Raw genomic sequence first — 13,112 nt, 5'->3', positions numbered from 1 at the left:
CGGATGCGGCGGGTGAGCAGGATGATGCTCATCCGGCGCATCACACGATGCCGTGCTCGACCACCCCGACCTCCACCGGCGCCACCGGGGAGCGACGACCGGCAGCCCCGCGCCCGCCGGCGCCACCGCTGCGTCGCCGGTGAAGCCGGCCCCCTCCACCGAGGCGGCCTCCTCGGCGAAGCCGGCCTCCGACGGGTGCACGCCGTCGGAGGCGACGCTGCTCAAGGCACTGCGCTCCAGCAGGATCGCCGACGACCTCGCGCCGACCGAGACGCTGACCGACATCACCTGCTACCAGGGGTACGCGCTCGGCCGGACCCACCCGAAGGAGGCCGACGACGCCCAGGTGGTCTTCAAGTACACCGGCGGCACGTGGCAGGCGGTCAACGGCGGCACGTCCGGCTACTGCGACGACGTCGTCCCGGCGGCCGTCCGCCCGCACCTGGAGAACTGCTTCTAACGGGGCCTGGGCGCCGGGGCGCAGACCCAGCGGCCGTCGCGCCAGCCGCAGGTCTGCTCGTACCCGGAGCGGAACGACCCGAGCCAGGCGATGTCGTCGCGATAGCGCACGGGCGGCGGCGCCGGTACGAAGTTCGCTGCTTCGTCGGTGCTGCCGCTCCCGTCGTAACGGGCCACGGCCGGATAGGGGTGGACCGGCCGGGTCCGTACGACGGTGTCGTCGTCCTGGCGCTTGGTGGCGACCAGCCGGTCGGGCGCGACACCCTTCTCCACCCAGTCGACGGCCGGGGTCAGCGCGTCGAACGCGTCCGGCCCCTCGCCGCCGCCGCAGTGGCCGACACCAGGCAGCAGGAACAGGCGCGCGAACCGCCGGGTCGCGTCCGTCCCGCCCATGCGCTGGGTGACGGCGTGGTAGTAGGCGATCGTCCCGTACGGCGAAATCGCTTGATCTGCCCACCCGTGCCAGAGCAGGAGCTTCCCGCCGGCCGCGCGGAAGGCGGTGAGGTCGGGGTTGACGGCGTCGTAGATGCCGGCCTGCTTGTCGACCTCGCGGAACGTCGCCGAGTCGTAGCGCAGGTCGCGCAGGGTCATCGTCGGCCGGACGGACGGGAAGACCAGGTACCTCAGCGCGTTCGTGGCGTTGCCCTCCGCCACGGCCGGGGCGCCGCCGGTGGTCGGGGTGACCCAGCGGGCCCAGTTCGCCTCCGAGCCCACCGGCTCACCGCCCGGATACATCAGCCGGCCGCGTTCGTCGCGTGGCCCGTCGTACAGCTTGCGCACGGCCTCGACCTGCGCGTCGGTGAGGCAGTCCGGGGTGTCGGCGCCCGCCGGGCAGCGCAGCCTCCCCGGATCGAACCGGCAGGCCCGCGGGTCGTCGATCTGGCCGTCGGCCAGCCCGTCACGGGCGTCGCACTCGCGCAGGACGGCGGCGTGCAGCGCGGGAAGCTTGGCGGCGGTCAGGATCGGCCGGCCCTGCGCGTCGGTGTTCGCCGTGGCGTGCCAGCCCGTCGACCACACGATCAGCGACGTGAACAGCGACGCCGGGGCACCCGCGATGATGCCGTCGAAGTCGTGCGGGTAACGCTGCGCCTCGGTCAGCCCCTCATGGCCGCCCTGCGAGCAGCCGTCGAAATAGGACCAGCGCGGACCCTGTCCGTAGTAGAGCGTGATGAGCCGCTTGGCGACGAGCGCGACGACGTGGTCGGCCCGGTAACCGAAGTCGACGCGCAGCTGCGGGTCCGCGCCGAAGGTGGCGTCGAAGCCGGAGACGCCGACGTGCCCCTGGTTGTTGGTGGCCACGGCGAAGTCGCCGCGGTCCAGCGGCACGCACCCGTCCGCCGCGTCGGCGAAGAAGTCGACACTGCCGCAGAACGCACTGCACCCGGTCTGCAGATACCGTTGCCGCCACGTCTCGGTCGGCAGGAGCACGTCGAACTGGATCTGCGGCGCCACGGTGCCCTTGACCTCGCAGGCCGGCCAGCCGCTCGGCGAGGTCGTCTCGGTCGCGGACCCGATGACCGCCGGGGCGTCGGGGGTGCCCGACAGATCCTGGCCGGCGAGGGCCGCGCAGTCGATCCTCGGCAGCACCACGGCGGGCCCGTCCGCCGCGGTGATCTGCCCGGCCGCGGCCGTCGGGGGAGCGGCCTGAGCGCCGCCGGCCACGACGAGAACAGCCAGGGCCACTGTCAGCGCACAAATTCCGGCGGTGCGGGTGGCGCGTCCGGGTGTCCGATACCGAGCACGTGCGCGCATGCGTGTTCCTCCGGTTCGCGGCGTACCCGTCATCGCAGGAAAAGCTAAGTATGAGGGCGCCATCGGTGTCAATACCGCGCTGTCCACATCGGTCAGTGAGAGGCGGCGATGAGCATTCGATTAACGAACATCGATACGTTGTGAATCGAGGCGTGCGGGCAGCGGGAATCCGTTGGTCATTGGCTGGTAATCGCGCCTGCCCGATGCGGCGGTTGCCGCCGGATGACCGGGCGTCCTCAAACTTCACTGCGTCCGGGGCGATCCACAGGAAGCCGGGGAACAAACATGACGAAGTTCGACGCCGAGTCGGCGGCCGTGCTGGAAGCGGTCCGTGGTCTCATTCCGGTGCTGCGCGAGAACGGCGTGGCCGCCGAGGACAATCGATGGATCGGTGACGAGAACATCGCGCTGCTGGAGAAGGCTGGTGTCTTCCGTACCGGGGTGCCGAAGCGGTTCGGCGGGCTCGAGTCGTCGCTGGCGGAGCAGTTCGCGGTCGCCGCGGTGATCTCGCAGGGCTGTGCGTCGACCGGATGGGTGGCGGCGGCCTGGATGGAGGGCGCGTGGGTCGCGTCGCTCTATCCGGACGAGGTGCAGAAGGAGATCTACGCCGGCGGCAGCGTGCGGATCTCCGGCGGCCTGACGCCGACGGCGATGTTCACGCCGGCTGACGGAGGCTTCCTCCTCAACGGGAGCTGGGGTTTCAACACCGGGTGCCGGGGCGCCGACTGGAATTTCGTCGCCGGGCTGCGGGAACTGCCCGACGGTGAGGTGGAGCCGCTGTACGCGCTGGTCCCGATGAGCGAGTTCACGATCGCCGACGACTGGCACGTCTCGGCCGCCGCGGGCACCGGCAGTTTCACCACCTCGGCGGAGAACGTCTTCGTGCCGGCGAGGTTCGTCGCCGGCGCCGAGGCACTGGTCACCGGCACCACCGGCGACCGGGCCAACGCCGGGGTGGCCGGGCGCAACTACGGGCTGATCACCTACGTGGCCGCCATGTCGATCGCGGTGTACCTGGGCGTCGCGAAAGGCGCCTACGACACCTTCACCGAGCGTCTGCCCGGCAAGCCCATCGCCTACACGAACTGGACGGATGCCCGTGAGCACCCGCTGGTGCAGTTGAAGGTGGCGAGCGCGGCCGGGGCGATCGCGGCGGCGGAGGCGCTGGCCGGTGGGTTCGTCGCCCGGCTGCAGGACCGCGCCGACGCCGGGGAGCACCCGACGGTCGAGGACAGCGTGACCGTACGGGGACAGGGTGGCTTCGCGCTGAAGCTGCTCAAGCAGGCGGTCGAGGACCTGCACGAGGTCAGCGGCGCGTCGGCGCTCTCGCGCCACCAGGCCTTCCAGCGGTTCTACCGCGACATGGAGGGGCTGTCGCGCCACGGGATGATGACGCCCAACACCAACCTGGAGCTGCAAGGCCGGATGCTTCTCGGCCTCGACCCGGACACGCTCTACCTCTGAGTCCACCCACCTCTGAGTCCACGGCCGGCCGCGAAGCCGGACCGGCCGCCGGTCGCCGCGATCGCGGACGGCCCGATCTTTTCACACCCATCGCAGACCCGCCCGACGCGAACGCGCCGGGCGGGTCTGCGATGAACGACCTGTTGCGGGGGAGAACACTGTGCACGATCATCCGAACCCAGCCGCGCCGGCGACCAGCCGCCGCACTCTGCTGAAAGCCGCGGGGGCGGCCTTCCTCGGCGCTTCCGCCACCCTCGCCGGAGCGGGCCGCGCAGGCGCCGCGGCGACGCGCAACACGGCCGACGTCATCGTCATCGGCGGTGGGTTCGCCGGTGTCACGGCGGCTCGCGAGCTCAAGAAGGCCGGCCTGTCGTCGATCATTCTCGAGGCGCGGGGCCGTCTCGGTGGCCGTACCTGGAGCACCACCTTCGCCGGCGAGCCGATCGAGCTGGGCGGCGAGGCGATCGACCCCAAGCAGCCGAACGTCTGGGCCGAGGCGCAGCGCTACGGCATCGCCACGACCAGCGGTGGCGGACTCGACTCGTTCGTCATGCCGAGCGGCAGCGGCTTCACCATCCTGTCGCCGGGCGCCGCGTCCACCCGGCTCGCACAGCTGTTCACGCCGTTCTTCGACGGATCCGCGGCCCTGTTCCCCAACCCGTTCGACCCGTTCTCCGGCACCGGTCTGCAGGCCTTCGACCAGCTCTCCATGCGCGACCGGCTCAATCAGCTCGCCTACGCCCCTGCCGACGAGGCCTGGATCAACGGGACCACCGCGGGACTCTCCGGCGGCACCAGCGCCCGCGGGGCGTACACCATGCTCGCCCAGTCGTGGGCGCTGTCCGGCGGCACCTACGAGGGCTACGTCAGCATCAACACCTACGGGGTTCAGGGCGGGACGGCGGCCCTGCTCAATGCGATCCTCGCCGACTCGCAGGCGCAGGTGAGGCTGAACAGCCCGGTCGCGGCGGTGACCACGGCCGGCAAGACGGTCACGGTCCTCACCACCACCGGAGCGGTGTACGTCGCGCCGCGCGTGGTCGTGGCGGTGCCGGTCAACCTGTGGAAGACGATCAAGTTCCTGCCCGGTCTGCCGGCCGAGTTCGGCGCCGTGTCGCGGGCCGGTATCGGGGTGCCCAACAGCAAGAAGATCTTCATGCACGTGCGTGGCGGCGCCGCCGGCGCGTTCGTGGCGCACCCGCCGGAGGGTTTCCCGATCTCCACCACCGTCCCGCACAGCACCCTGGCGGACGGCACCCGGATCATCTTCTGCTTCAGCACGGACCCACAGGTCACCGGCACCAGCGTGGCACAGATGCAGGGCCTGCTCAGTCAGCTCTCACCGGGGATCCAGGTGCTCGCGACCACCGCGCAGAACTGGGGCGCCGACCGGTACTCGCTCGGTGGGTGGTCGTGTCGTCAGCCCGGCATGCTGACCGGACCGTACCGGACGATCCAGCAGCCGGTGGGGCGGCTGGCCTTCGCCGGAAGTGACATCGCCAGCGGCTGGAGCGGCTACATCGACGGCGCCGTCGAGTCGGGCAAGACCGCCGCGCGGCAGGTTCTCGCCATGAGTTCGGCCGGCGACCCGGTCCTCGTCGGCTGACCGGTAGTGCCCTCGTGACCCGCCGGCCGGTCACCGACACGGTCGGTGGCCGGCCGGCGCCGTCTGTCCTCGTGGAGAGAGAAGGAGCGTTTTGCCATGGAGTCCCCGACCGCACGGCTCGGCGAGCCGGCCCGGACCTTCCTCGGACGTACGCATCAGCTGTTCATCGGCGGCCGGTTCGTTCCCGCCGCCGAGGGCCGGTCGCTGCCCTTGATCGATCCGTCGACCGGCGCGGCGCTGACCGAGGTCGCCCACGCCGGTGAGGCGGACGTCGACGCGGCTGTCCGCGCGGCCCGTGCCGCACTCGCCGGCGAGTGGGGGCGGATGCCCGCGGCGGCCCGCGGCCTCCTGCTGGCCTCGCTCGCCGACCTCATCGAGCGGAACGCGGCGGAGCTGGCCGAACTGGAGGCGATCAACGCCGGCAAGCCGGTGACGATCAACGAGTACATGGACGTTCCGGCCACGATCGAGCACTTCCGCTACTACAGCGGATGGCCCTCCAAGCTGGAGGGCGCCACCATCCCGGTGATGACCCCGGGCACGCTGTGCTACACCCGCCTCGAGCCGGCCGGCGTCTGCGCCCAGATCATCCCGTGGAACTTCCCGTTGATGATGGCCGCCTGGAAACTCGCTCCCGCGCTCGCCGCCGGCTGCACCGTCGTCCTCAAACCGGCCGCGCAGACGCCGTTGACCGCGCTGCGGCTCGCCGAACTGACCGTCGAGGCGGGCTTCCCGCCCGGTGTGGTCAACGTGCTGCCGGGCGACGATCGGACCGGAGCCGCGCTGGTGGCCCACCCGGACGTCGCCAAGATCGCATTCACCGGCTCGACCCGGGCCGGCCGGGAGATCGCCGCACGAGCGGGTGGCGACCTCAAGCGGGTGACCCTGGAGCTCGGCGGCAAGAGCCCGAACCTGATCCTGGACGACGCGGACCTGGAGGCCGCGATCGCCGGAACGTTCGACGGCGTGTTCTTCAACAGCGGGCAGAGCTGTGTGGCGGGCTCCCGCCTGTACGTGCACCGGAGTCTGCACGACAAGGTCGTCGACGGCCTGGCGGCAGCCGCCCGCGACGCGGTCGTCGGCCCGGCGCTGGATCGCTCGACCGGGTACGGCCCGCTGGTCTCCGCCGAGCAGTACCACCGGGTACGCGAGTACGTCGTCGGCGGGCTGGCGGCCGGCGCCCGGCTGGCCGTGGGCGAGGTGCCGCCCGCCGAGCCGGTGGATGGCTACTACGTGCGGCCGATGATCTTCACCGGTGTGACAGCGGACATGCGGATCGTGCGTGAGGAGATCTTCGGGCCGGTGCTCGTGGTCACGCCGTTCGACGATGTCGAGGACGCGGTCCGGATGGCGAACGACAGCGCGTACGGGCTGGCCGCGGGCGTGTGGACGACCAGCCTCAGCCGGGCGCACCAGTTGGCCGAGCGCCTGCGGTGCGGCATGTTCTACATCAACTGCTGGGCGTCGGGGGATCCGGCGGCGCCGTGGGGTGGCGTACGCCATTCGGGGATCGGCCGCGAGATGGGCCGCGCGAACCTCGACGCCTACCTGGAGATCAAGACCGTCTGGACCGCCTACGGCGACGCCTGACCGGGCCGGCCCCCGGAGCGCCGAGCGTGCTCCGGGGGCCGTGCTGCTCAGCTCGCCGTGCGTCCGGACCTGAGCAGGACCGGCAGTTCCTGGTGGCCGTTGGAGACGAACGACGTCAGCGGCACGATCCGGTCCGCCGGCACGGCCAGCTCCATGGCGTCGAACCGCTCGAAGAGCGCGGGCAGGGCGATGCGGGCCTCCAGCCGGGCCAGCGGAGCACCGATGCAGTAGTGCACGCCGTGACCGAAACCGATGTGGTCGCCCCGGGTCGGCCGGGTGATGTCAAAGGTGTCCGCGTCCGGTCCGTGCACGGCGGGATCCCGCCCGGCCGCGGCGAACGAGATCATGATGGGCTCGCCCTTGGCGATGGTGATCTCGTCGTCGATCTCGATGTCCTCCACCGCGTAGCGCATCGGCAGGTTGGCGAAGGGCGCCTCCGAGCGGATCGTCTCCTCGATGACGTCGCTCCACGAGGCCCGGCCGTCACGCACCATGGCCAGCTGGGCGGGGTGGGTCAGCAGGGCGTAGATCGCCTGGTCGAGCAGGTTGGCGGTGGTCTCGTGCCCGGCGGTGAAGGTGAGCAGGACGGTGTCCACCAGCTCCCGCTCGGTGAGGCCCGGCCCGTCCTCGTCGTCACGGGCGGCGATCAGCGCGCTGATCACGTCGTCGCCGGGGTGGTCGCGTTTGTGGCCGACCAGACGCGCCAGCAGGGTGTAGACCCGTTCCTCGAGGGTGGCGGCCTCCTCCTCGGACATCTCCCCGGTCATCCACGCGCCGATGATCCCGAGCAGCTCGTCACGGATGTCGTCGGGCACCCCGAGCATCTCCGAGATGACCTGGGTCGGCAGGCCGTACGCGAAGGTGGCCCGCAGATCGACCGGCCCGTCCGCGGCCAGGTCGGCGATCTGGTCGAGCAGACTCGCGACGATCGCCTCGATCCGGGGCTGCAGCGCGTTGGTACGGCGGGTGGTGAAGGCCTTCGCGACCAGACGGCGCAGGCGACTGTGCTCGGCGCCGTACGCGGTGATCATGTTGCGGTCGGCGACCCACATGGCGAGCGGCCACGTCCGGGCGAGCTCGCTCTCCCCGTTCTCCCACGCGGGCCAGTGCTGGTAGGTGTCGCGGGAGACTCGTGGATCGGTGAGCAGGCGCTTGATCAGAGCGGTGTCGGTCACGGTCCACACCACCACGCCACCGGGGAGCTCGACCTGGGTGGCCGGCCCCCGGGCACGCAACTTCGCGGCCTCACCGTGGATGTCACGTCCGGCAGGATCGATGGAATACGGACACTTCTCGTCGTACATGGTGGTCCTTCCCCGGCGATGGATTCGGCAACGATGAGGACCCTAGGAAGCCGGTGTAAGCGCGTACTCATCGATCGGTCTTCGTCGCAGTGCCCGGCCTCCGGCACAGCTGAAAGGCCCGGACCGCCGTCACGGCGGTCCGGGCCTCACCGGGGGAGATGTGGTTCAGCCCTTCTTGATGACCTCGATCAGGCTGGCCAGCGCCTCGTCGCCGTGCCCGCTCGCGGCGCGTTCCGCCAGCAGGTCGCGGATCGGCACCATGAGGTCGGGCCGGATGCCCTGTCCCTCGCTGGCCTCGACCATCTTCACCAGGCCGGTGGCGTTCAGGCCGACGGTCGAGATGGAGGTCGCATACTGCTTGGCGTCGACCTGCTGCGCGGCGCCGGCGATGCTGGGCTGGACCACGTGCGTGATCCAGCTCTCGATGAAGGGCGCCAGCGCGGCGGCCGGGATCCCCTCACTGGCGAGCAGGGCGAAACCGTGCAGGGCGCTGGAGAGCGACGACCATAGGATGCCGAGCAGCGACAGGTCGTACAGCGCGGCGACACCGGGGTCCTCGCCCAGGAAGATGCTGTTGCCGCCGAGCACCTTGAGCGTCGGCTCGAACTCGGTGAAGACCTCCTGCGAGCCGCCGTAGAACAGCAGCGTCTGGGGCAGGCCGACAGCGGGCGGGACGGTCATGATGTAGCCGTCGAGGTAGCGCGCGCCGACCGATTTCGCCCACTCCGCCGTGGTACGGGCGTCGGCCGGCAGGCCGGAGGTCAGGTTGACGATCACCTTGCCGGCGAGGCTGCTCTGCACCGGCTCCAGGATCGTGCGCAGCGCGGTGTAGTCGACCACGCAGACGACGAGCACGTCGCTGGCCGCGACGGCGTCCTTGATGTCACCGGCCTGGATCGCACCCTGCCCGGCGAGGGCGGCGGCCTTGTCCGCCGAGCGGTTCCAGACGGTGGTGGGGTGACCGGCCTTGAGATATGCGGAGGCCAGGGCGGATCCCATCATTCCCAGGCCGATCACGGTAACGGGTACGCGATTTTCCTCAGCCACCAGGGCCATCCTCTCGATTCTGCAGAAAGCGTGCTCGTCTCGAAACCGGCAGACGCGGCCACGGTCCTCGAAAACGCCATCCCAGGCTAGGTGGGCACGTCGTCGGCGATCAAGTACTTACTGCAAGGTGAGCGGTCGTCCGGGCTCCCGGAAATTGTCGAGAAATGAGCGCCGGAATAGGGTAGCCACCGTTGTTCACATATGACTCATCGAGCGGTAACCATCGGTCCGCGGGGGCCGGGCGGGGCGCTGCGGGGGCCGGTGCGTGTCCTCCGCCGGGGTGCGCGGCACCGGGCGAAGTCCGACAAGCGTTACACTGCCCCGGTCGAACGAACGCGTTGCGTGACGGTCCTCGATACGTAAGGTGGTGCGATGAGCGTCAGGGTAAGGCCCACCCACTGTGGTCTCGATGCCGCGGTCGAGATCATCAGCGGGAAGTGGAAGGTGGTCATCCTCTGGGCTCTCAGCGGCGAGCCGAGACGCTTCGGTGAACTGCGCAGGCTCATTCCCGGCGTGAGTGAGAAAGTGCTGATCCAGCATCTGCGCGAGCTGGAGGCCGACGGCATCGTCAGCCGCCGCGCATTCGACGGGTCGACGATGCGGGTGGAATATGCGCTGACCACGCGCGGCATCGCCCTCAATGACGCGCTGAAGCCGCTCGGCGCGTGGGGCCGGGAATACCTGCCGGAGCGGGCGGTCCCCATTCCGGAGAACGGGTGAACGATCGATTACCGGCCAGGGAGAGCGTCCTGCGAGTCTTTCCTCGTCATCAGCGCCATGCCGCTGACCTGAGCCGCCGTCTCCTGCCACGGGACGACAGCGACCTTGATCCGAGGAGCTTGTATGACGAAGATCGGCAGCGAGGCGTCGTCGTTGCTGTCCGCCGTCAAGGACATCGTTCCCGCTCTGCGGGCGAACGGCCAGCAGGCCGAGGACCAGCGATGGCTGCCGGTGGCCAACCTGGACCTGCTGGAGGCGGCCGGGGTGTTCCGGATGGCGACCCCGCGCGCCTTCGGCGGGCTGGACCTCTCCCTGCGGGAGCAGTCCGCGGTGCTCGCCGAGATCGCCCGGGGATGCCCGTCCAGCAGTTGGGTGTCGATGGTCTGGGTGTCCAGCGCATGGATGGTCAGCCTGTTCCCCGAGGAGCTGCAGTCCGAGGTATTCAAGAATCCGTCGGTGCGCATCTCCGGCGGATTCAGCCCGACCGGCACGCTGGTGCCGGCCGGTGACGGTTACACCCTCAACGGGACCTGGGGCTTCAACTCCGGCTGCCGCGGCGCCGACTGGAACATGATGCTCGCCAACGTCGAACGTCCGGACGGCAGCGTGGACGAGGCGGTGGTGCTGGTTCCGATCGACCAGTTCACCGTCGACGACGACTGGAACGCGTCGTCGCTGGCCGCGACCGGCAGTTGCACCACCCACGCGCGGGACGTCCACGTCCCGGCGCACCGCGTCGTGATCCCCGCCGAGGCGGAGGCCGCGATCGCGGCGGGGATCGAGCTGCCGCCTCCGCCGCCCGGCCGCGGATACGGCCTGTACAGCTTCCTGTTCTCGCAGGCGGTCGCCACCTTCGTCGGCATCGCCCGGGGAGCCCTCGAGATGTTCCTCGAACGGCTGCCCGGGCGAGGCATCAGCTACACCGCCTGGGACGATCAGGCGGAGCACCCGGTGACCCAGATCCAGATCGGTGCCGCGGCCAGCCGGATCGCAGCGGCCGAGGCGCTCTCCGAGCAGATGTACGAGCTGCTCCAGACCCGTGCCGACGCCTACGAGGAACTGACGCTGGAAGAGCGTGGCGCGGTCCGCGGGCACAGCGCGTACGCCGTCCAGCTCTGCAAGGAGGCCGTGGAGATCCTGTACAGCGCCAGCGGCGCGTCGGTGATCAAGCGGTCGGTTCCGCTGCAGCGGTTCCACCGGGACATCCAGGGACTGTCGCTGCACGGCTGGATCGTGCTCAACACCAACCTGGAGCTGTACGGCCGGCTCCTGCTGGGCAAGGACCCGCAGACGGCGCTGCTCTGATCCCTCCCGCCGGCTCGCGCCGCGACGATCCCCCGGATCGTCGCGGCGCTGTCATGTCGTGGCGCGGACACGACGCCGCGCCTGGTCGATGACCGGGCGCGGCGGGGGAAGGACAGGGCGGTCAGTCGCGGATCTCGCAGATCACCGTGCCGGCCGGGACGGCGTCGTCGACGGCGATCCGGAGGTCCTTGACGACGCCGGCGCGGTGAGCGGTGAGCGGCTGCTCCATCTTCATCGCCTCCAGGACCGCGATCAGCTGCCCCTGCTCGACGTGGTCGCCCTCGCTGACGGCCACCTTGACCACGGTGCCCTGCATGGGGTTGACCAGGCCGGCGCCGGACGGGGTGGCGCGCGGCGCGCGGCGGGCACGCGCCACCGAGGGCGGCGGCGGGGCGGACGTGGTCAGCCCGGCAGGCACGGAGACCTCCATGCGGCGGCCGTTGACCTCGACCACCACGGTGTGACGCGGCGGCTCCGGGGTGCTCGCGTCGCCGGGGGCCGCCTGCGGCTGCAGGCGGCCGGCGAACTCCTGCTCGATCCAGGCGGTGTGCACCGCGAACGGCTCGGCGGTGAAGGCCGGGTCCTCGACGATCGAGCGGTGGAACGGCAGCACGGTCGGGGTGCCGTCGACGGTGAACTCGTGCAGGGCCCGCCGGGCGCGGCGCAGCGCCTGCTCCCGGGTGGCGCCGACCACCACCAGCTTGGCCAGCATGGAGTCCCAGGCCGGTCCGATCACGGCGCCGGAGCGGACGCCGGCGTCGACGCGCACGCCGGGGCCGGCCGGCGGATCGAACCTGGTCAGGATGCCGGGCGCGGGCAGGAAGCCGCGGCCGGGGTCCTCCGCGTTGATCCGGAACTCCACGGCGTGGCCGCGGACCGGTGGGTCGTCGTAGCCGAGCGCCTCCCCGGCCGCGAGCCGGAACATCTCCTGGACCAGGTCGATGCCGGTGACCTCCTCGGTGACCGGGTGCTCGACCTGCAGACGGGTGTTGACCTCGAGGAAGGCGATGGTGCCGTCGGCGGCGATCAGGAACTCGCAGGTGCCCGCGCCGACATAACCGGCCTCGGCGAGGATCGCCTTGGAGGCCCGGCGCAGCTCGGCGTCCTGTGCTGCGGTCAAGAATGGCGCGGGCGCCTCCTCGACCAGCTTCTGATGGCGGCGCTGCAGCGTGCAGTCGCGGGTGGAGACCACCACCACCGAGCCGTGCGAGTCGGCCAGGCACTGGGTCTCGACGTGCCGGGGGCGTTCCAGATAACGCTCGACGAAGCATTCGCCGCGGCCGAACGCCGCTGTCGCCTCACGGACTGCCGAGGCGTACAGGTCCGGGATCTCGCTCTCGGCCCGGGCCACCTTGAGGCCGCGGCCCCCACCGCCGTGCACGGCCTTGATGGCGATCGGCAGCCCGTGCTCGCGCGCGAACCGGACCACCTCGTCGGCCCCGGTGACCGGGCCGTCGGTGCCGGCCGCCAGGGGCGCTCCGACCCGCCGGGCGATGGCACGGGCCCGGACCTTGTCGCCGAGCGCCCGGATCGCCGCCGGCGGTGGGCCGATCCAGGTTCTCCCGGAGTCGATGACCGCCTGGGCGAAGTCGGCGTTCTCGGAGAGGAAGCCGTACCCGGGATGCACCGCGTCGGCGCCGGCCGCGTCCGCCACGGCGAGCAGCCGCCCGGCGTCCAGGTAGCTGTCGGCCGGTGTCCGGCCGCCGATCGCGAAGGCCTCGTCGGCGAGCTGCACATGGGGGGCGTCGCGGTCCGGTTCGGCGTAGACGGCGACGCTGGCCAGCCCCGCGTCCCGGCAGGCGCGGGCGACCCGGACGGCGATCTCGCCCCGGTTGGCGATCAGAACCTTGAACATCTTCATCTCC

The 13,112-nt window shown here is 71.0% G+C and carries 10 protein-coding genes; 6 read left to right on the top strand and 4 right to left on the bottom strand.

Annotated features, from left to right (window positions below):
* Window positions 1–52 precede the first annotated feature (52 nt).
* Complete coding sequence (locus BM290_RS12990; RefSeq protein ID WP_093613458.1) at window positions 53–460, top strand: hypothetical protein; 408 nt, start codon at window positions 53–55, stop codon at window positions 458–460.
* Here the strand turns inward: BM290_RS12990 and BM290_RS12985 are convergent.
* Window positions 457–2,211 (bottom strand): tannase/feruloyl esterase family alpha/beta hydrolase, encoded by a 1,755-nt coding sequence (locus tag BM290_RS12985; protein WP_177319689.1) that lies wholly within the window; start codon window positions 2,209–2,211, stop codon window positions 457–459. The genes BM290_RS12990 and BM290_RS12985 overlap by 4 nt on opposite strands.
* A 285-nt stretch (window positions 2,212–2,496) precedes the next feature.
* Between BM290_RS12985 and BM290_RS12980 the strand changes: the two genes are divergently transcribed.
* The 3 genes from BM290_RS12980 to BM290_RS12970 all read left to right on the top strand — a co-directional run bounded on the left by BM290_RS12980 (window position 2,497) and on the right by BM290_RS12970 (window position 6,871).
* A complete protein-coding gene (locus BM290_RS12980) occupies window positions 2,497–3,675 on the top strand; it encodes an acyl-CoA dehydrogenase family protein (RefSeq protein WP_093613454.1) in 1,179 nt (392 codons plus the stop codon).
* Window positions 3,676–3,835: 160 nt separating this feature from the next.
* Complete coding sequence (locus BM290_RS12975; RefSeq protein WP_093613452.1) at window positions 3,836–5,281, top strand: flavin monoamine oxidase family protein; 1,446 nt, start codon at window positions 3,836–3,838, stop codon at window positions 5,279–5,281.
* Between the two features lie 96 nt (window positions 5,282–5,377).
* Entirely contained in the window at window positions 5,378–6,871 is a 1,494-nt protein-coding gene (locus tag BM290_RS12970; RefSeq protein ID WP_093613450.1) for an aldehyde dehydrogenase family protein, read from the top strand.
* 47 nt (window positions 6,872–6,918) lie between these two features.
* Here the strand turns inward: BM290_RS12970 and BM290_RS12965 are convergent, their stop codons facing one another.
* On the bottom strand, window positions 6,919–8,175 hold the full coding sequence (locus BM290_RS12965; RefSeq protein ID WP_093613448.1) for a cytochrome P450 family protein: 1,257 nt from the start codon (window positions 8,173–8,175) through the stop codon (window positions 6,919–6,921).
* Window positions 8,176–8,340: 165 nt separating this feature from the next.
* Complete coding sequence (locus BM290_RS12960; protein WP_093613446.1) at window positions 8,341–9,231, bottom strand: NAD(P)-dependent oxidoreductase; 891 nt, start codon at window positions 9,229–9,231, stop codon at window positions 8,341–8,343.
* Between the two features lie 363 nt (window positions 9,232–9,594).
* On the opposite strand from BM290_RS12960, the gene BM290_RS12955 reads away from it, so the two are divergent.
* Window positions 9,595–9,942: a winged helix-turn-helix transcriptional regulator gene (locus BM290_RS12955; protein ID WP_093613444.1), complete on the top strand. Its 348-nt coding sequence runs from the start codon at window positions 9,595–9,597 to the stop codon at window positions 9,940–9,942.
* 123 nt (window positions 9,943–10,065) lie between these two features.
* Window positions 10,066–11,247 carry an acyl-CoA dehydrogenase family protein gene (locus BM290_RS12950; protein WP_093613442.1) on the top strand — a complete coding sequence of 394 codons (1,182 nt, stop codon included), beginning with the start codon at window positions 10,066–10,068 and terminating at the stop codon, window positions 11,245–11,247.
* A gap of 121 nt (window positions 11,248–11,368) precedes the next feature.
* On the opposite strand, the gene BM290_RS12945 is transcribed toward BM290_RS12950, so the two are convergent.
* The gene (locus BM290_RS12945; protein WP_093613747.1) at window positions 11,369–13,102 is read right to left on the bottom strand and encodes an acetyl/propionyl/methylcrotonyl-CoA carboxylase subunit alpha; all 1,734 of its coding nucleotides are present in this window, start codon (window positions 13,100–13,102) and stop codon (window positions 11,369–11,371) included.
* Window positions 13,103–13,112 lie beyond the last annotated feature (10 nt).

It is taken from the genome of Actinoplanes philippinensis (genome assembly GCF_900113015.1).
Taxonomy (GTDB): Bacteria; Actinomycetota; Actinomycetes; order Mycobacteriales; family Micromonosporaceae; genus Actinoplanes; species Actinoplanes philippinensis.
This window is presented reverse-complemented; position numbering and strand designations above follow the sequence as displayed.